17 protein-coding genes are annotated in these 19,161 nt (G+C 64.9%); 13 read left to right on the top strand and 4 right to left on the bottom strand.

Features of this window, described 5'->3' with window-relative positions:
* Positions 1-7 precede the first annotated feature (7 nt).
* Positions 8-640 (top strand): type II secretion system protein N, encoded by a 633-nt coding sequence (locus tag ACZYSP_RS12235; RefSeq protein WP_093075967.1) that lies wholly within the window; start codon positions 8-10, stop codon positions 638-640.
* Between the two features lie 50 nt (positions 641-690).
* Here the strand turns inward: ACZYSP_RS12235 and ilvA are convergent, their stop codons facing one another.
* Positions 691-2,301: a threonine ammonia-lyase, biosynthetic gene (gene ilvA, locus ACZYSP_RS12230; RefSeq protein WP_093048314.1), complete on the bottom strand. Its 1,611-nt coding sequence runs from the start codon at positions 2,299-2,301 to the stop codon at positions 691-693.
* A gap of 50 nt (positions 2,302-2,351) precedes the next feature.
* Between ilvA and ACZYSP_RS12225 the strand changes: the two genes are divergently transcribed.
* Complete coding sequence (locus tag ACZYSP_RS12225) at positions 2,352-3,482, top strand: hypothetical protein (protein ID WP_489014349.1); 1,131 nt, start codon at positions 2,352-2,354, stop codon at positions 3,480-3,482.
* A gap of 106 nt (positions 3,483-3,588) precedes the next feature.
* Here ACZYSP_RS12225 and ACZYSP_RS12220 read toward each other — a convergent pair whose 3' ends face one another.
* Positions 3,589-4,776 carry a porin gene (locus ACZYSP_RS12220; protein ID WP_093048321.1) on the bottom strand — a complete coding sequence of 396 codons (1,188 nt, stop codon included), beginning with the start codon at positions 4,774-4,776 and terminating at the stop codon, positions 3,589-3,591.
* Positions 4,777-5,047: 271 nt separating this feature from the next.
* On the opposite strand from ACZYSP_RS12220, the gene ACZYSP_RS12215 reads away from it, so the two are divergent.
* Positions 5,048-5,497 (top strand): OsmC family protein, encoded by a 450-nt coding sequence (locus tag ACZYSP_RS12215; RefSeq protein ID WP_007834112.1) that lies wholly within the window; start codon positions 5,048-5,050, stop codon positions 5,495-5,497.
* A 10-nt stretch (positions 5,498-5,507) separates the two neighbouring features.
* Here ACZYSP_RS12215 and coq7 read toward each other — a convergent pair whose 3' ends face one another.
* Positions 5,508-6,137, bottom strand: a complete 630-nt coding sequence (gene coq7, locus ACZYSP_RS12210) for a 2-polyprenyl-3-methyl-6-methoxy-1,4-benzoquinone monooxygenase (RefSeq protein WP_093075963.1) — start codon at positions 6,135-6,137, stop codon at positions 5,508-5,510.
* A gap of 282 nt (positions 6,138-6,419) precedes the next feature.
* Between coq7 and ACZYSP_RS12205 the strand changes: the two genes are divergently transcribed.
* The 10 genes from ACZYSP_RS12205 (at position 6,420) to ygiD (ending at position 17,564) form a co-directional block, all read left to right on the top strand.
* Positions 6,420-7,682 (top strand): porin, encoded by a 1,263-nt coding sequence (locus tag ACZYSP_RS12205; protein ID WP_489014346.1) that lies wholly within the window; start codon positions 6,420-6,422, stop codon positions 7,680-7,682.
* A 176-nt stretch (positions 7,683-7,858) separates the two neighbouring features.
* Positions 7,859-8,839 (top strand): ABC transporter permease, encoded by a 981-nt coding sequence (locus ACZYSP_RS12200; protein ID WP_093048330.1) that lies wholly within the window; start codon positions 7,859-7,861, stop codon positions 8,837-8,839.
* Position 8,840: 1 nt separating this feature from the next.
* Positions 8,841-10,112, top strand: a complete 1,272-nt coding sequence (locus ACZYSP_RS12195) for a M20 aminoacylase family protein (protein WP_489014343.1) — start codon at positions 8,841-8,843, stop codon at positions 10,110-10,112.
* A gap of 31 nt (positions 10,113-10,143) precedes the next feature.
* A complete protein-coding gene (locus tag ACZYSP_RS12190) occupies positions 10,144-11,727 on the top strand; it encodes an ABC transporter substrate-binding protein (RefSeq protein WP_093048336.1) in 1,584 nt (527 codons plus the stop codon).
* A 71-nt stretch (positions 11,728-11,798) separates the two neighbouring features.
* Positions 11,799-12,710 (top strand): ABC transporter permease, encoded by a 912-nt coding sequence (locus ACZYSP_RS12185; RefSeq protein WP_489014341.1) that lies wholly within the window; start codon positions 11,799-11,801, stop codon positions 12,708-12,710.
* Between the two features lie 25 nt (positions 12,711-12,735).
* Positions 12,736-13,806 (top strand): ABC transporter ATP-binding protein, encoded by a 1,071-nt coding sequence (locus ACZYSP_RS12180; protein ID WP_093075957.1) that lies wholly within the window; start codon positions 12,736-12,738, stop codon positions 13,804-13,806.
* Positions 13,803-14,798: an ABC transporter ATP-binding protein gene (locus tag ACZYSP_RS12175; protein WP_093048345.1), complete on the top strand. Its 996-nt coding sequence runs from the start codon at positions 13,803-13,805 to the stop codon at positions 14,796-14,798. Before ACZYSP_RS12180 ends, ACZYSP_RS12175 begins: the two co-directional genes overlap by 4 nt.
* 94 nt (positions 14,799-14,892) lie before the next feature.
* Positions 14,893-15,072 carry a DUF3311 domain-containing protein gene (locus ACZYSP_RS12170; RefSeq protein WP_435471992.1) on the top strand — a complete coding sequence of 60 codons (180 nt, stop codon included), beginning with the start codon at positions 14,893-14,895 and terminating at the stop codon, positions 15,070-15,072.
* On the top strand, positions 15,072-16,577 hold the full coding sequence (gene mctP / locus ACZYSP_RS12165; RefSeq protein ID WP_489014337.1) for a monocarboxylate uptake permease MctP: 1,506 nt from the start codon (positions 15,072-15,074) through the stop codon (positions 16,575-16,577). Before ACZYSP_RS12170 ends, mctP begins: the two co-directional genes overlap by 1 nt.
* Before the next feature lie 75 nt (positions 16,578-16,652).
* Complete coding sequence (gene ygiD, locus ACZYSP_RS12160) at positions 16,653-17,564, top strand: 4,5-DOPA-extradiol-dioxygenase (protein WP_489014335.1); 912 nt, start codon at positions 16,653-16,655, stop codon at positions 17,562-17,564.
* A gap of 18 nt (positions 17,565-17,582) precedes the next feature.
* On the opposite strand, the gene zwf is transcribed toward ygiD, so the two are convergent.
* Positions 17,583-19,055 carry a glucose-6-phosphate dehydrogenase gene (zwf, locus tag ACZYSP_RS12155; RefSeq protein WP_093048351.1) on the bottom strand — a complete coding sequence of 491 codons (1,473 nt, stop codon included), beginning with the start codon at positions 19,053-19,055 and terminating at the stop codon, positions 17,583-17,585.
* Positions 19,056-19,161: the final 106 nt, after the last annotated feature.

The raw sequence follows: 19,161 nt of genomic DNA, 5'->3' as shown, positions 1-19,161 counted from the left end.
CGCAGCCATGACAAGTCCCTACTCAGCCGCTCGCTGGCATGCCCCACTTGCAACGACGGGGCTTTGGGCGCTGGCGGCCGGTGCCGCGGTGTTCTGGGCGCTGCGCCTGGCTTCACCGGCCGACGCCGTGGCGGCAGCCGCGACGATGCCGCGGCCTTCGGTGACGGCCGATTCGGATGCGGTGGCGCGGCTGCTGGGCGTGCTGCCCGCGTCACGCACGGCCCAGGTGGCGCCCGAGGCGGCCAGCCGCTTTGCGCTGTCGGGTGTGGTGGCCGACCCTTCGAAGCAGGGGGCCGCGTTGATCTCCATCGACGGCAAGCCGCCGCGGCCGTTCCGTGTCGGTTCGTCGGTCGGCGACAACTATGTGCTGCAGTCGGTGGGCCTGCGCTCGGCGACCATCGGCACGCAGGCCGACGGCCCGGCGGCGTTCACGCTGCAATTGCCGGTGCGTGCGCCGATCAGCGTTTCCAGCCCCGGGTTGCCGGCGGTGCCGATGTCCGCGCCGCCAGGGCCGCTGCCTGCGACGATGCCGGCCGTGGTGGCTCCGCCGCAGTTGCCGCAGCAACAGCAGCAACCGGGTGGCCCGCTGTCGCAACCTGCTGCTATGGCACCGCCGCCGCAACAGGCGCCCGCGCAGTAGCAGTGGACAGTTGAACGATCGAAGCCGGCCTTGAGCCGGCTTCTGCTTTTTCAGGCCTGCAGAAAGAGCCGGTACGCCGGGTTGGCCGTTTCCTCGACGTAGGGATAGCCCAGCGTTTCGAGGAAGGCGTCGAACTCGGCACCTTCGCCGGCAGGCACCTGCAGGCCCACGAGGATGCGGCCGTAGTCGGCGCCCTGGTTGCGGTAATGGAACAGGCTGATGTTCCAGTTCGGCTGCATCAGGCTCAGGAACTTGAGCAGCGCGCCGGGACGCTCGGGAAACACGAAGCGCAGCAGGCGCTCGTCATGCGCGAGGCCAGTGCGTCCGCCCACGAGGTGCCGCAGATGCTCCTTCGCAAGCTCGTCATGGGTGAGGTCGAGCGTGTTGAATCCGTGCTCGTCGAAGGTCCGCGCGATGAAGGCCGACTCGCCGCGCGCCGAGGTCGTGAGACCGACGAACACATGCGCCTTGGCTGCATCGCTTATGCGGTAGTTGAACTCGGTCACGTTGCGAGGTGCGCCGCCGCCCGTGGCTTCGGCGTCGCTCGCGGGCATCTCGCCGATCAGCTCGCAGAAGCGGCGGAAGCTGCCGCGCTCTTCGGGCATGGTGACGGCGAACAACGCCTCGCGCTCTTCACCGACTTCGGCGCGTTCGGCGACGAAACGCAGCCGGTCGAAATTCATGTTGGCGCCGCACAGGATGGCTGCATAGGTCTCGCCGTGGCGACCGTGCTGGGCAACGTATTCCTTGATGGCCGCGACCGCCAGCGCACCGGCCGGCTCGACGATGCTGCGCGTGTCCACGAAGATGTCCTTGATGGCGGCGCACACGGCGTCGGTGTCGACGGCGATGTATTCGTCGACCAGCTCGCTGGCGATGCGGAAGGTTTCCTCGCCGACCAGCTTGACCGCCGTGCCGTCGGAGAACAGGCCAACGTCGGGCAGGTTCACGCGCTGATGAGCCGCGACCGATTGCATCATCGCGTCGGAGTCGTTCATCTGCACGCCGATCACCTTGATCTCGGGTCGCACGGCCTTGATGTAGTTGGCCACGCCGGAGATCAACCCGCCGCCACCGATTGCGACGAACACTGCATCGAGCGGGCCCTGGTGCTGTCGCAGGATTTCCATTGCGATGGTGCCCTGGCCTGCGATGACATCGGGGTCGTCGAAGGGATGCACGAAGGTCAGGTTTTGCTGCGCCTGCAATTCGAGTGCGTGCAGATAGGCATCCGAATAGCTGTCGCCATGCAACACGATTTCGCCGCCAAAACCACGCACCGCATCGATTTTCAGTTTGGGCGTGGTCACCGGCATCACGATCACCGCGCGCGTGCCGAGCTTGCGCGCACCCAATGCAACGCCTTGCGCGTGATTTCCAGCCGATGCGCAAATTACGCCGCTTGCCAATTGAGCAGCACTCAGATGCGCCATCTTGTTATAGGCGCCGCGCAGTTTGAAGCTGAAGACCGGTTGCTGGTCTTCGCGCTTGAGCAGCACGGTGTTGCCGAGCCGTTCGCTGAGCGCGCGCGCCTTCTCGAGCGCGGATTCGACGGCAACGTCATAGACCCGAGCATTAAGTATTTTTCTGAGATAGTCGGCGGGCGTGAGCGCCGGATTAACAGGCGCATTGCGCACGATTTTTTCCATGGGAGTTTTCATTTGCTAACTGTTGATGATAAGAGGCATCGGGATTGCATGCGAGATATGACATGGACACAAATGTCATAAACCTCTTCGGCAAAGCCCCAGCTGCAAATGATTCGGGATTTTTTGGACGCACCTATCCCGCGATTCATCCGACCGCCAATCAATTTACAAATGAGCAGAATCTGTTATCAATTTCTGTCAGTGACCTTTCGAAAGGGCTGATGCAGGCGGAGGCTGCGCGCGTTCAGCGAAAAGAAATTGGGCGTGCCACATGGCAGGTGATGGGCAACAGATTGCGTGCGCACATCGTTCCGTTGCTCGGCGACGTGTCGGCGCAGTCGTTTGCAACCGCCGACGCGCAACGCTTGATCGATCACCTCGGAGAGCAGGGCTTCACCAGCACGACGATTGCCCAGTACCTGGTGCTGTTGCGCAAGGTGGTGATGCACGGCGTGCACATCGGTGTACTTCGCGATGCGCCTCCTTTTCCGAAGGTCAAGGTGCGCAGCCAGCCGCGTGGCAGCTTTAGCGTTGCGGAATACCGGACGATCATCAAGACCGCGCGCAGCTTGCGCGGGCACTCGCATCCGGTGCTCGATCAACTCGCGGCCGGCGAACGTTTCTGGATTGCGCGCGAACTGCTCGTCATGCCGGACGAGCTGCCCTGGCTGATCCGCTGGATGGTGAACACCTTCGTGCGTCCGAGCGATATCAAGCTCATGAAGCACAAGCACATCGAGGTCGTGCGCGGCAAGCACGTCTATCTGCGGATGAACCTGCCGGAGACCAAGCGGCACAGTCAGCCCATCGTGAGTCTGTGTCCTGCGGTGCGGGTCTATGAATGCTTGCTCGCTTATCGTGGCGAGCATGGGTATGGCGGAGCGGAGGACTACATCTTCCTGCCGCAGTTGAAGAACCGCGAGCATGCGCTGGCGGTGCTCAACTTCTTCTTTCACTGGGTGCTCGAAAAGGCAGGGCTTGAGAAAGGGCCACTGGGCCAGTCGAGGACGCTCTACTGCCTGCGTCATAACGCGATCACGCTGCGGCTCTTGTACGGGCAAGGGATCGACATGCTGACCTTGGCACGCAATGCGCGCACGAGCGTCAATATGGTCGAGCGTTTCTACGCATCGGTGTTGAGCGGAGAAATGAATGTGGGGCTGCTGCAAAGCCGGCGTAGCCGGGCGAGCTGAGAAAAAGAGAGAGAAAGGACAAAAAGCCGCCCGGCGTGAGCCGGGCGACTTGAGGCTTTGCTGATTCGAACTGGCAAGAGCCAGCATCGGGATCAAACGAGGAAGATCAGAACGCGTGACGGATGCCGAAGTCGTAGCCCGTCGAGGTCTTCGGCGTGAACACGCCAGCAGCCGCGTTGTAGAAAGCCGGGCCACCCACGGTCAATGCCGCGCCGTTCTTGTTGCTCACGCGAGCAACCGTGGCGTAAAGGGCCGTGCGCTTCGACAGGTTGTGCACGTAACCAAGTGCCAGCTTGTTGGCCTTCGGGTCGCGTCGGGTGGCCGACAGGTTGTCGTCGTACTTGACAGCCGAGTAGGACGCTCGGATCAGGCCTGCACCAACTGGCACAGTCAGGCCAAGTAGATAGCCGTTCAGATCGACGTCGGGACGACCGCCGGCGATCGGCCGGTTTTTGTAGTCACGCGAGTTCTCGGCACGCGAAAGTTCACCGAACAGCTTCACGGGGCCGAAGTCATACGAGGCACCCAGGTTGAAGATGTTTACCGAGTCAGTGGTGCCAGCGTAGTACTGATCGCCAACCGTGCTGTTGCCGTAGGCCACTGCGACGTCCAGAGGACCGTTTGCGTAGCCGAAGCGACCACCGATGTAACGGCCTGCGCGGCTCTTCGAGGTTGAGCTGTCCGCCGGGGTGAAGCCGCCGTTGCTGTACTTGTCGTTCTCGTGGAACGCATACATCACCTGGCCGTAAAAGCCGCCAAGGTTCGGTGGCAGGAAGTAGCCGATCGAATTGCTGGCGCGAGAGTAGTTCTGGTTGCCGCCGAAGCCGCCGGTGTCCTTGGCGCCGTAGGTCACGGCGTTGAAGCCGTTGGCCGTGTTGATCAGGTTGGAGCCAACGCCGTTGGTGCCGAACGGATCGAAGACGGTGTCGTTCCAGAACGTCGGGGTGTAGTCGCGACCCAGGCGGAGTTCGCCGAAACCACCCGACAGACTCACGGTCGAGCGACGAACGAAGGTTGCGAGGCCGGTGGCGCCGTCGTCATTGGTGATGGGGGCTTCGAGCCAGAAGCTGGCTGCCAGGCCGCCACCCAGATCTTCCGTACCACGGAAGCCCAGGCGGCTCGAGTTGTAACCCGAGTTGGCCAGCGCCGTGCGGCTGACCTTCACGCTGCCCAGATTCGTGGGCCTCAGGTCGCGCGAACTGGACGAGTAACCGCTGATCGACGCGTCGACCACACCAAACAGCGTGACGGACGACTGAGCCGAGGCAACACCGGCAACAGCCAGGGCAGCCAGAGCAACTGCCCTTTCTGTGCGAAAACTAGAGTGGCGGCAAGGCCGGTGAGGGTGGCCTGGAAAGAAAAAAGCCCCGAGCTTTGCAGCTCGGGGCTAAATCCACCAATTGGAAGGGTGGAGGAGACAACTGGGTGCGCATACGTTTGCGCAATGAAATAAAGTATATCGACTGTTTGTTGCGTTGCAACAAGCGAGTGATGCTTTTCCCACACACAAATGGATGTCGGCGTGCATTTTTGCCCGACATCCCAGACTTGGAACTCCGAAAACCATGGAATGCACAGTAAGTTGGACCGGTGACGCAGGCACGCGATCGGCCATGGGCTTCGTTGCCGAGACGGGCAGCGGCCATGTCCTGATGATGGATGGCGCACCGGATGCCGCGAAGCCCGAGAACGGCGGACAAAACCTCGCGGCGCGGCCGATGGAGACCGTTCTTGCCGGCACCGGGGGATGCACTGCCTACGATGTCGTGCTCATACTGAAGCGCGGACGCCATCGCGTCGAGCGCTGCAGCGTCAAGCTGACCAGCGAGCGCGCCGAAAAGGACCCCAAGGTCTTCACGAAGATCCACATGCACTTCACCGTGGCGGGCAAGGGAATTCCGGCCTCTGCCGTGGAGCGCGCAATCGCACTGAGTCACGAAACGTATTGCTCCGCCAGCATCATGCTGGCGAAGACAGCCGAAATCACCACCAGTTTCGACCTGATCGAAACCTGAGCCAAATGGCCTAGATGCGGTGCGCCAGCGTGGTCATCACGCGGGAAGCCACGCGCATCAGGGCCTTGGCCGGCGCCGGGAGCTCTGCCGCGCCAGCGTCGACAGCCTGCGACGCATGACGGGCTTCGTCTAGCTTCATCTGCTCGACCACTGCCTTGGATGCGCTGTCTCCGGACGGAAGGCGATCGAGGTGGCTGTCCAGGTGGGCCTCCACCTGACGCTCAGTCTCTGCGACGAATCCCAGACTCAATGGGTCTCCGAGGCGGCCTGCGACGAGGCCGAGGCCGAAAGCGCCTGCGTACCAGAGAGGATTCAGGATCGACGGGCGCGCCCCCAACTCGTCAAGCCGTTGCCGGGTCCAGGCCAGGTGATCGGTTTCCTCGTGCGCCGCTTCGAGGAAATGGGCGCGCAGCGCAGGATCGCGTGTCACCGCTGCCTGGGCTGTGTAAAGCGCCTGTGCGCAGACTTCACCCACATGATTCACCCGCATCAGCGCGCCGGCTTCCCGACGTTCCGCTTCACTCATTTCACCCGGTGCCTGTGAGGGGACGGGCGTCGCCCGCGTGGCATGGGGGCGGGCAAAAAGCGTGCGCAATGCCGCGTCTGCCGCGGTCAGAACAGGGTCGATCATGAGCGTCATGTGGCTATTTGAACGCACATGCGAAATGCCATGCCGGAGCCTCGTCATATTTCACATGGTGGTGCGCAGAGGGGTCTAAGTCCTTTGTTGCAAGCGTGCAACGAAACGCGCGAGCCATCCAAGATTTCGGGCGAATTGTTTTGCCCTGCCGCAGCGGCTCTGGTGCAATAGCATCAACTTCCCAAAAGGAGGTTGGCCCGGGGTCCGGTGGGAGCACAAAAGTGCCAGTCACGGTGAGCCCTTCGCACCGGAGCCCTATGTTTAACCTTGGAGAAACTTGCAATGAAAAAATCTCTAGTTGCTCTGGCTGCCCTGGCTGTTGCCGGTGTTGCCTCGGCTCAGTCGTCCGTCACGCTGTTTGGTGTGGTCGACGCGTCGATCAGCGGCTATTCGAACACTGCGCGCGACAACCGTGCGACCGTGTTCCCCAACGCTTTCGGTATCCCGACGTACCTGAACCAAGGTTCGGTCAAGACCAGCCGTCGTGAACTGGCTAACTCGGCTTACAACTCCAGCCGTCTGGGCTTCCGTGGTACGGAAGACCTCGGTGGTGGTCTGGCAGCCAGCTTCTGGCTCGAAGCCCCCATCTCCAACGACAACGGCCAGCAAGGTATCGCTACGTTCGCACGTCGCTCGACCGTGAGCCTGTCGGGTGGTTTCGGTGAAGTTCGCCTGGGTCGTGACTACACCCCGACGTTCTGGAACGACACCGTGTTCGATCCGTTCGGCACCAACGGCGTTGGTACCAATCTGGTCTCGACGGCCAACGACGCTTTCGGCGGCTTCGGCACCCCTGCAGCTTCGACCGCTCCGTTCACCAACGTCGGTTCGAGCAACTACGTTCGCGCCAGCAACACCGTCGGCTACTTCCTGCCGCCGAACCTGGGCGGCTTCTACGGCCAGGTCCAGTACGGCTTCGCAGAGAAGACCAAGTACGACTCGGGCATCTTCACGCCTAACGTGGCCAACAGCCAGCGTCAAGGTCGTTACGTCGGCGGCCGCTTCGGCTACGCCAACGGTCCTCTGGACGTTGCGCTGGCTTATGGCAGCAGCACCGTGGGCGACGACTACTACGCCGGCACGACCACCAAGGTCAACACGCTGAACCTGGGCGCTTCGTATGACTTCGGTCCCGTGAAGCTGTTCGGTGAACTGTCGAAGGCCAAGAACAAGATCGACTACGAAGTCACCCCGCTGGCTGGTGGCCGTCCTGACATCGATCTGACCGGTTACCTGCTCGGCGTGACCGTGCCGGTCGGTGCTGGCCTGATCCGCGCTTCGTGGTCGCACGTCAAGCTCGACCAGAACCTGCCGAACAACCCGTTCGCTCTGAACACGCCTGATCCCAAGGCTAACAAGATCGCTCTGGGCTACGTGCACAACCTGTCGAAGCGCACGGCTCTGTACGCAACGATCGCGCGCATCAGCAACAAGAACGGTGCTGGCTACACGGTTGGCGGCCCGGCCTTCTACAACAACGCAGCTGGCGCCTTCACCCCGAAGAGCTCCACCGGCTACGACTTCGGTATCCGTCACGCTTTCTAATTTGATGCTGGCGCAAGCCAGCTTCGAATCAAAAGCTCGAAAGCCACTCGACGAAAGTCGAGTGGCTTTTTTTCGTCTGGACACTCTTGGGGAAACCACGAGGCGCACCCCCGGGGAACCACCGTGCGGGCACGCACCTTGCACTGCTAGCATGCCCCGTTCACTTCGCTCGATGAATGATTGCCTTTGTACTGCGCCGCCTGATCCAGGCCGTGATCGTGATGATCGCGGTCGCGTTCATCGCCTTTCTCCTCTTCCAATACGTCGGCGACCCCGTCGTGTTCCTCCTGGGGCAGGACGCCAAGCCTGAGCAGATTCGCGAACTGCGCGCCGCATTGGGGCTCGACCAGCCCTTCTTCGTGCAGTTCTGGCACTTTCTCGTCAATGCCGCACAAGGCGAGTTCGGCCTGAGCCTGCGCCAGGGCGCGAAGGTGTCGCGACTCATCGGCGAGCGCTTCCCCGCCACGCTTGAACTCGCGCTCGTCGCGGCCGTGCTGGCGCTGTTCATCGGCATTCCGATGGGCGTGTACACCGCGTTGCGCCGCGGTACCTTCATGAGCCAGGTGTTCATGACCGTGTCGCTGCTCGGCGTGTCCCTGCCCACCTTCCTGATCGGCATCCTGCTGATCCTCGTCTTCGCCGTGACGCTGGGGTGGTTCCCGAGCTTCGGGCGCGGCGAGACCGTGAAGCTCGGCTGGTGGACCAGCGGCCTCTTCAGTGCCGACGGCTGGCAGCACATCGTGCTGCCAGCGGTGACGCTGGCTATCTTCCAGCTCACGCTGATCATGCGGCTGGTGCGCGCCGAGATGCTCGAGGTGCTGCGCACCGACTACATCAAGTTCGCGCGCGCGCGGGGCCTGACGAACCGCGCCATCCACTTCGGCCATGCGCTCAAGAACACGCTGGTGCCCGTGATGACCATCACCGGCCTGCAGCTCGGCGGCCTGATTGCCTTCGCGATCATCACCGAGTCGGTGTTCCAGTGGCCCGGCATGGGCCTGTTGTTCATCCAGGCCGTGACCTTTGCCGACATTCCTGTGATGGCGGCCTACCTATGTCTTATTGCCCTGATCTTCGTGGTGATCAACCTCGTGGTCGACCTGCTGTACTTCGTGGTCGATCCGCGATTGCGCGTCGGCAAGGCGGGAGGGCACTGACATGACGACAGCGACAGCAGAGGCCCCGCGCCTCAAGGCCTCCGGCCGCGCATTCGCGCACATCGCGAACTTCTATCCCGAGATCACGGCCTTCCGCCGCGACCTGCATGCGCACCCCGAGCTCGGCTTCGAGGAGATCTACACCTCCGGCCGCGTGCGCGAGGCCCTGCGCGCCTGCGGTGTCGACGAGATCCACGAGGGCATCGGCAAGACCGGCGTGGTCGGCGTCATCCGCGGTCGTTCGACGGCCAGCGGCCGCATGATCGGCCTGCGCGCCGACATGGACGCGCTGCCCATGCGCGAGGACAACGACTTCGGCTGGCGCTCCGCCAGCGAGGGCCTCATGCACGGCTGCGGCCACGACGGGCACACCGCCATGCTGGTCGGCGCCGCGCGCTACCTGGCCGAGACGCGCGACTTCGACGGCACCGCTGTGCTCATCTTCCAGCCCGGCGAAGAGGGCTGCGCCGGCGCGCGCGTGATGATCGAGGACGGCCTGTTCGACCGCTTCCCGGTCAACGCCGTCTACGCGATGCACAACTGGCCCGCCATGCCGGCCGGCACCGTCGGCATCAACCGCGGCGCGATGATGGCCGCGGCCGACCGCATCACCATCAGCATCAAGGGCAAGGGCGGCCATGGCGCGCACGCCTACCAGACCGTCGACCCCGTGATCGTCGCGGCGCACATCATTACGGCCGCCCAGACCATCGTTTCGCGCAACGTGCGCCCGATCGACGCCGCCGTCATCAGCATCTGCGCGATGCAGGCCGGCGATCTCGGCGCGATGAGCGTGGTGCCGGGCGAGGCCACGCTGGTCGGCACCGTGCGCACCTTCAGCGCGCGCGTGCAGGCGCAGATCGAGCAGCGGCTGAACGAGCTGTGCGCGGCCATTGCCTCGGGCTTCAGCGCCAGCGCCAGCATCAAGTACGAGCGCATCTACCCCGCCACCATCAACACCGCGCCCGAGGCCATGTTCGCGGCCGATGTGGCCGAGTCGCTGGTGGGTGCGAAGAATGTCGAGCGCAGCATGGAGCCCAGCATGGGCGCCGAAGACTTCTCTTTCATGCTGCAGAAGAAAGCCGGCGCCTACCTGCGCATCGGCCAGGACGTGCGCGACGGCGCCTACCTGCACAACAGCCGCTACGACTTCAATGACGAGATCCTGCCGCTTGGCGCCGCGCTGCATGCCGGCCTGATCGAGCAGGGCATGCCGCTTGCCGTTACCCGCGGTGCGCAGCCAGGGAGAGCCGCCGCTACCGCGGCGACGTGATGTGTTTGATTCCAACCCGAGGAGTGTTCCCATGAGTTTCAAGAAAAGTGTGGCTGCGGCCGCCGTTTTGTGCGCCCTGAGCGCCGTCAGCATGGTCGCTGGCGCGCAGACCATCCGCATCGCGAACCAGGGGGACGCGCTATCGCTGGACCCGCACTCGCTCAACGAATCGCTACAGCTGAGCGTGACCGCCAACGTCTATGAAACCCTCGTGGGCCGCAACAAGGACCTGAGCCTTGCACCGCTGCTGGCCACCAGCTGGAAGCAGACCTCGCCGAATGTCTGGCGCTTCGAACTGCGCAAGGGCGTGACCTTCCACGACGGCACCCCGTTCTCCGCCGACGACGTGGTGTTCAGCTTTGCGCGCGCCCAGGGCGACGGCTCCGACTTGCGTGCCACGCTGAGCGACATCAAGGCCGTGCGCAAGGTCGGCGACCTCGCCGTCGAGATCGAAACCAACGGCCCCTTCCCGATCCTGCCCGACGTGATCTCGCTCACCATGATCATGAGCAAGAAGTGGTGCGAGGAAAACCAGGCCACCAAGCCGGTGGATCGCCGCAAGGGCATCGAGAACACCGCCTCGTTCAAGGCCAACGGCACCGGCCCGTTCCGCGTGCGCGAACGCCAGCCCAACGTGCGCACCGTGTTCACGCGCAACGGCACCTACTGGGGCAAGATCGACGGCAACGCGCAGGAGATCATCTTCACGCCCATCGCCAACCCCGCCACCCGCGTGGCCGCACTGGTCTCGGGTGAAGTCGACGTGATGGAGCCCGTGCCGGTGCAGGACATCGCCCGCATCAACGCTGCGCCCAACGCCCGCGTGATCACCGGCCCCGAGATGCGCACCATCTTCCTGGGCATGGACCAGAAGCGCGACGAACTGCAGTACTCGAACATCAAGGGCAAGAACCCGTTCAAGGACAAGCGCGTTCGCCAGGCCTTCTACCAGGCCATCGACATCGTCGGCATCCAGAAGACCGTGATGCGCGGCGCCTCCAAGCCCACCGGCCTCCTGGTCGGCCCCGGCATCAACGGCTGGACTGCCGAGCAGGACAAGCGCTTGCCCTACGACGTCGAGGCTGCCAAGAAGCTGCTGACCGAAGCCGGCTATCCGAACGGCTTCGAGGTGTCGCTGAACTGCCCGAACGACCGCTACGTGAACGACGGCCAGATCTGCCAGAGCGTTGCCTCCAACCTCGCGAAGATCGGCGTCAAGATCAACCTCGTGGCCGAGACCAAGGGCACCTACTTCCCGAAGGTGCTGCGCCGCGACACCAGCTTCTACATGCTGGGCTGGACCCCGACCACCTACGACTCGCACAATGCGCTGAGCTCGCTCACCTCCTGCCCCGATGACAAGGGCACCGGCCAGTTCAACCTGGGTGCGTACTGCAACCCCAAGCTCGACGAGCTGACCAAGAAGATCCAGTCCGAGAGCGACAAGGCCAAGCGCAACGAGCTGATCAAGGAGGCGTTCAAGATGCACGCCGACGACATCGGCCACCTGCCGCTGCATCAGCAGTCGCTGGCCTGGGGCGTGAGCAAGAAGGTCGAGCTGGTGCAGCTGGCCGACAACTTCATGTACTTCAAGTGGATGAGCATCAAGCCGTGATCCCGCTGGCCGCCCGCAAGGCGGCCTGACCATGGGCCCGCTTCTTGCGGGCCCATTCCTTTTGCCTCACGATGAAAAAAACACTCGCCCGTTGGCTCGACAGCGATGTCGGCTACAGCTTTCGCACATCGCCCGTGGCCATTGGCGCGGCGCTGATCGCGCTGGTCTGCGTGGTCTGCGCGGTGTTCGCCGGATGGGTGTCGCCGCACAACCCCTTCGACCTCGCCACCCTCGAGCTCAGCGACGCGCGCCTGCCGCCCGCATGGAGCACCGAAGGTTCGGCCAAGTACCTGCTGGGCACCGATGACCAGGGCCGCGACATTCTCTCGGCCGTCATCTACGGCGCACGCATCTCGCTGATCGTCGGCCTGGTGTCGGTGGTGCTGTCGGTGGCGGTCGGCGTGGTGCTGGGCCTGCTCGCCGGCTTCTTCGGCGGCTGGCTCGACTCCTTCCTCATGCGCGTGTGCGACGTGATGCTGTCGTTTCCGCCCATCCTGGTGGCGCTGCTCATCGCCGGCGTCGGCCGCGCGCTCTTTCCCGGCGCGCACGAGTCGCTGGCCTTCGGCGTGCTGATCATTTCCATCTCGCTGACCGGCTGGGTGCAGTACGCGCGCACGGTGCGCGGTTCCACGCTGGTGGAGCGCAACAAGGAATACGTGCAGGCCGCGCGCGTTACCGGCGTGGCGCCAATGCGCATCATGCTGCGCCACGTGCTGCCCAACGTGATGGGGCCGGTGATGGTGCTGGCCACGATCCAGGTGGCCACGGCCATCATCACCGAGGCCACGCTGTCGTTCCTCGGCGTCGGCGTGCCGCCGACTTCGCCTTCGCTGGGCACGCTCATCAGCATCGGCAACCAGTACCTGTTCTCGGGCGAATGGTGGATCACGGTGTTTCCGGGCCTGATGCTGGTGCTGATCGCACTCAGCGTGAACCTGCTCGGCGACTGGCTGCGCGACGCGCTCAACCCTCGTCTGCGCTGAAGAGAAAGATAAGGAGAACGCCACCATGACGCTGCTCCAGGTCAAAGACCTCGTCGTCGAATTTCCGCACCGCCGCGGTACGCTGCGTGCGCTCGACCGCATTTCATTCGACATCGCGCCCGGCGAAATCCTCGGCGTGGTGGGCGAATCGGGCGCTGGCAAGTCGCTCACCGGCGCGGCCATCATTGGCCTGCTCGAACCGCCGGGCCGTGTGGCCGGTGGCGAGATCCTGCTGGAGGGCCAGCGCATCGACAACCTCGGCTTCGACGCGATGCGGCCCATTCGCGGCCGCAAGATCGGCGCGATCTTCCAGGACCCGCTGACTTCGCTGAACCCGCTCTACACCGTGGGCCGGCAGCTGATAGAAACCATTCGCGCCCACTTGCCCGTGACCGAGAGCGAAGCGCGCAAGCGGGCCATCGGCCTGCTGCAGGACACCGGCATTCCCGCCGCCGAGCAGCGCATCGACCACTTCCCGCACCAGTTCTCGGGCGGCATGCGGCAGCGCGTGGTGATCGCATTGGCGCTTGCGGCTGAGCCGAAGCTCATCGTGGCCGACGAGCCGACCACCGCGCTCGACGTGTCGATCCAGGCGCAGATCATTCAGCTGCTCAAGCAGGTCTGCAAGGACCGCGGCGCGGCGGTGATGCTGATCACGCACGACATGGGCGTGATCGCCGAAACCTGCGACCGCGTGGCCGTGATGTATGCGGGCCGCATCGCCGAGATCGGCCCGGTGCATGAAGTGATCCACCAGCCCGCGCATCCCTACACCTCCGGCCTGATGGCCTCGATTCCCGACATGACGAGCGACCGCGAGCGGCTCAACCAGATCGACGGTGCGATGCCGCGGCTCAACGCTATTCCCACGGGCTGTGCCTATAACCCGCGTTGCCCACGCACCTTTGCGCGATGCCTCGTCGAGCGGCCCGAGCTCATGCATGCCGGCGCCACGCGCGCTGCCTGCTGGCTGCACGATGCGGCCGATCCGCATGCCGGCCAGGCCGAGATTGCGGCAAGGCATCACGACGCATTGGCGGCCGGCGAACGCGCCACGCCCGAAGCGGCCGAACCCATCGTGGAGGTGACGCGATGAGCGAACCGCTCGTGGTCGCGCACGACCTCGCTCGCACCTTCGACGTCTCGCCGCCCTGGCTCAACCGCGTGCTCGAACGCAAGCCGCGCGTGCTGCTGCACGCGGTCGACGGCGTGAGCTTTTCCATCGAGCGCGGCAAGACGCTGGCGCTGGTAGGCGAGTCGGGCTGCGGCAAGAGCACCGTGGCGCGCCTGCTGGTGGGCCTCTACGCGCCCACGCGCGGCGGCCTGCAGTTCGACGGGCAGGACGCGCACGCCGCGTTCAAGACCCCCGAGGGCCGCAAGCTGCGCCGCCGCATTCAGATGATCTTCCAGGACCCCTACGCGAGCCTCAACCCGCGCTGGATCGTCGAGGACATCATCGGCGAGCCGCTGCGCGAGCACGACATCCTGAGCGACAAGGCCGCGCTGCGCGAGCGCGTGGGCGAACTGCTCAAGTCGGTCGGCCTCTCGCCGCTGGACATGAGCAAGTACCCGCACCAGTTCTCGGGCGGCCAGCGCCAGCGCATCTCGATTGCGCGCGCGCTCGCCACGCAGCCCGAGTTCCTGGTGTGCGACGAGCCCACCTCGGCGCTCGACGTGAGCGTGCAGGCTCAGGTGCTCAACATCATGAAGGACCTGCAGCGCGAGCAGGGCCTGACCTATCTCTTCATCTCGCACAACCTCGCCGTGGTGCGCCATGTGGCCGACCAGGTGGGCGTGATGTACCTGGGCCGGCTGGTCGAGGTGGCCGACAAGCAGAAGCTGTTCTCGGCGCCGCAGCATCCATACACCCGCATGCTGCTCGATGCCATTCCGCAGATGAAGCACACGGGGCGCCAGCGCACGCCGGTGCAGGGCGAAGTGCCGAACCCGCTGAACCCGCCCACGGGCTGCGCCTTTCATCCGCGCTGCCCGCATGCGAATGCGCGCTGTTCTTCCGAGCGCCCGAAGCTGCTGAGCATCAAGGGCGTGCAAGTCGCTTGCCATGCGGCCGAGGAGGGCCGCATCTAGCACGGCCGCTTAATCCGGGTCGGCGCCGCGTGTTCGGCTTCGGGTCTATAACTCCTTGGTGCTTTCGTAAAAATCACACCAAGGAGAACAGCACATGTGGGCCTTGCTCTTGTTGCCCTTCATCGGGCTTCTGTGGCTGCCGTTCTACAACAGCCCCTTGCCGGAGCTGTTCGGCTTTCCCTTCTTCTACTGGTACCAGCTGCTGTGGGTGCCGGTCACCGCGCTGCTGATCTGGATCGTCTACCGCAGCGGGTATGAAGAGGGAGACGAATGATGGGCGGCCAGATCAACTGGACCGCGCTGTCGGTCTTCGTCTTCTTCTTCGTACTGGTCACCGTGATGGGCTTCTGGGCCTCGCGCTGGCAGAGCGGCGGCACCAAGGGCAAGGGCGCGCACCTCGACGAGTGGGGCCTGGGCGGGCGCAACTTCGGCACCTGGATCACCTGGTTCCTGGTGGGCGGCGACTTCTACACCGCCTACACCGTGATCGCCGTGCCGGCGCTGGTGTACGCCGTGGGTGCCTACGGCTTCTTCGCGCTGCCGTACACCATCCTCGTGTACCCCATCGTCTTCATCATCATGCCGAAGCTCTGGCATGCCGCGCACAAGGCCGGGCACGTGACTGCCGCCGACGTGGTGTACGGCCGCTACGGCTCGCGCGCGCTGGAGCTGGCCATTGCCGTGACCGGCGTGGTCGCGACCATGCCCTACATCGCGCTGCAACTGGTCGGCATGGAGGTGGTCATCAAGGCGCTGGGGCTCACGGGCGAGCTGCCGCTGGCGGCCGCCTTCGTGATCCTGGCGCTCTACACCTACTCGGCGGGGCTGCGCGCGCCGGCGCTCATCGCGTTCGTGAAGGACCTGATGATCTACATCGTGGTGCTGGTGGCCGTGGTGCTTGTGCCCATGAAGCTCGGCGGCTATGGCAGCGTGTTCCACGCGGCCGGCGATGCCTTCGCGGCCAAGGGCGGCGCGACCGGGCTCACGCTCAAGCCGGCGCAGTACCTGCCGTACGCGAGCCTGGCGCTGGGCTCGGCGCTCGCGGCCTTCATGTACCCGCACACGCTCACCGGCATCTTCGCGGCCAAGAGCGCCAACACCATCCGCAAGAATGCCGTCTTCCTGCCGGCGTACACGGTGCTGCTGGGGCTCATCGCGCTGCTGGGCTACATGGCCTATGCAGCCCATCTCACGGTGAAGAGCAACAACGACGTGGTGCCGGCGCTCTTCAATGCGCTGTTCCCGTCGTGGTTCGCGGGCTTCGCGTTCGCGGCCATTGCCATCGGCGCGCTGGTGCCGGCGGCGGTGATGTCGATCGGTGCGGCCAACCTGTTCACGCGCAACTTCTGGAAAGCCTACGTGCGGCCCGACGTCACGCCGGCGGGCGAGGCCAAGGTCGCGAAGATCGTGTCGCTGGTGGTCAAGCTGGGGGCGCTGGTGTTCATCCTGTTCCTGCCCACGCAGTTCGCGCTCGACCTGCAACTGCTGGGCGGCCTGTGGATCCTGCAGACCTTCCCGGCGGTGGTGTTCGGCCTGTTCTTCGGCTGGTTCCGTGCACCGGCGCTGTTGGCGGGCTGGGCTGTGGGGCTGCTCGGCGGCAGCTGGCTGGCGTTCTCGGACGGCATCAAGCCGGTGCACACCTTCGTGATCGGCGATGGCAGCTACACGCTCTACACCGGGCTGGCGGCGCTGGTGTTGAACATCGTGGTCGCGGTGGTGGTGCAACTCGTGGTCAAGGGAGCGCCGCTGCGCGAGGCGCCTGTGCTCGCGAGGAAGTAGGGCGGAACCATCGATCTTCGAAAAAGTGTGCGCAAAGGCACCGCCTTGCGCCGGAAACTGTTGCAGAGTGCCGCCATGCCAATGACGACAAAGCTTGCAACCTCCGAACTGGGCCGCCGCGGCTTCCTGATGGGCACCGCCCTTGGCGCGACAGCGGTGCTGGCCTCGCTGGCCTGCAGCGTGCAAGCCGCCGGCGCAGCACCTACGCGCCGCATGCCGGTCGTCTTCATCGGCCACGGCTCACCGATGAACGCCATCAGCGACAACGCCTTCACGCGCCGGCTGTCGGCATGGGGCCGCGAGCTGCCCCGGCCCTCGGCCATCCTCAGCGTGTCGGCGCACTGGCTCAGCCGCGGCGCCACCGGTGTCGGCATGCAGGCGAAGCCGAAGACGATCCACGATTTCGGCGGCTTCCCGCAGGCGTTGTTCGACATCGAATACCCGGCGCCGGGTCACCCCGCGCTTGCCCAGGAGACCGTCGGCGCGGTGAAGCAGACGCCGGTGATCGCCACCGAGCAATGGGGCCTGGACCACGGCACGTGGTCGGTGCTGAAGCACCTGTACCCCAAGGCCGACATTCCCGTGTTCCAGCTCAGCATCGACTACGACAAGCCGGCCGCCTTCCACTACGCGGTGGGCCGCGACCTCGCCGCGCTGCGCGACAAGGGCGTGCTGGTGATGGGCAGCGGCAACGTGGTGCACAACCTGCGCGCCACCGACCGCGGAACGCCCGACGGGCCCAGCGCAAGCCGGCCATGGGCACAGTCGTTCGACGATGCGGTGAAGTCTGCACTTGCGGGCCGCGACGACCGCGCACTGGTCGACTACGCGAAGCTGGAAGGCGCATCGACCGCCGTGGCGATGCCCGATCACTACTACCCGTTTCTCTACGCCCTCGGCGCCGCCGGGAGCGGCGAGCGCGCGAAGACGGTCTACGAGGGATTCCAGTCGGGCACGCTCAGCATGCGTTGCCTGCAGTTCGGCTGAGCGCGACCGAAGCGGGCGTTACTGCTCTTCGCCCCAGGCGAAGCCATCGCGCGCAATCATCGCGCTGGACGCGCTCGGGCCCCAGGTGCCAGCCGCATAGGGGCGCGGGCCGCCGTCCGATTCCCAGCTGTCGATCAGCGGCTCGACCCAGCGCCATGCTTCTTCCTGCTCGTCGCTGCGCACGAACAGGTTCAGGCGGCCGTCGATCACGTCGAGCAGCAGGCGCTCGTAGGCGCCCACGCGTTCGGCGCCGAAGCGCTTGTCGAAGTCGAGGTCGAGCTGCACCGGCGCCAGCTGCGCGGCCGCGCTCTGGTTGCCGTTGGTGCGCTGCCGGTTGTCCTGCGCCTGCGCGAGCATGTGAAGCTCCAGCCCGTCCTTGGGCTGCAGGTTGATCACCAGCTTGTTGACGTTGCCCGCCGGTGCCCGGTAGATGGCATGCGGCGTGGGCCTGAAGTTGACCTCGATGCGCGCGTCGCGCGAAGCCAGCCGCTTGCCGGTGCGGATGTAGAAGGGCACGCCGGCCCAGCGCCAGTTGGCGATTTCGGTGCGCAGCGCCACGAAGGTCTCGGTGCGGCTGTCCGGGTTCACGCCCGGCTCGTCGCGGTAGCCCTGCACCCGCTCGCCGTAGGCCGTGCCGGCCGTGTACTGGCCGCGCACCGTGTGCAGGCCCAGGCTCTCGGGCGTCCAGGGCTTGAGGGCGCGCAGCACCTTGAGCTTTTCGTCGCGGATGGCGTCGGCGTGCGAGTTGATCGGCGGCTCCATGGCCACGGCGCACAGCAACTGCAGCGCGTGGTTCTGCACCATGTCGCGCAGTGCGCCGGTCTGGTCGTAGAAGGCGCCGCGCTTTTCCACGCCCAGGTCTTCGGCAATGGTGATCTGGATGTTGGAGATGTGCTCGCGGCGCCAGATGGGCTCGAACAGCGCATTGCCGAAGCGCATGGCGAACAGGTTCTGCACCGAGGGCTTGCCGAGGTAGTGATCGATGCGAAAGACCTGCTTTTCTTCGAGCACCTTGCCAACGGCGGAGTTGATGGCGCGGTTGGAAGCCAGGTCGTGGCCCAGCGGTTTCTCCAGCACGATGCGGGTCCTGGAGCCGTTGAGCCCGGCCGCCGCGATCTGCTCGACCACCTGGGTGAAGAGCGCGGGCGCCGTGGCCACGTACATCACCACCGTCTTGGCGTCGCGCTGGTTGAGCAGGCTCGCCAGGCGGGCATAGTCGTCGGGCTTCGAGAGGTCCATGCGCAGGTAGTGCAGCATGGAGGCGAACTTCTCGAATTCCTCCGGTGAAGGCCGCTTGGCGCCTTCGACCGCCTTGAAGCGCGACTGGATCAGCTCCCGGTACTGGTCGTCCGACAGGTCGTCCCGCGCCACGCCGACGATGCGGCCGTCAGGTGGCAGGCTGCCGTGCCGGAATGCCTGGAACAGCGCGGGCATCAGCTTGCGCCACGCGAGATCGCCAGTACCGCCGAACAGAACGAGATCGAAGCTCATGATGAGAAAACTTTCCTTTGTCTGAGTGCCGAGGCAGGCTGCATGCGTCGCTGATGCGACATGCGCCAGTCGCGATGGTACTTGTACCGATTCGAGAGACCTGTAC

It is taken from the genome of Variovorax sp. F042 (assembly GCF_057814215.1).
The sequence above is the reverse complement of the archived record's forward strand: the minus strand, read 5'-3'. Positions and strand labels throughout refer to the sequence as shown.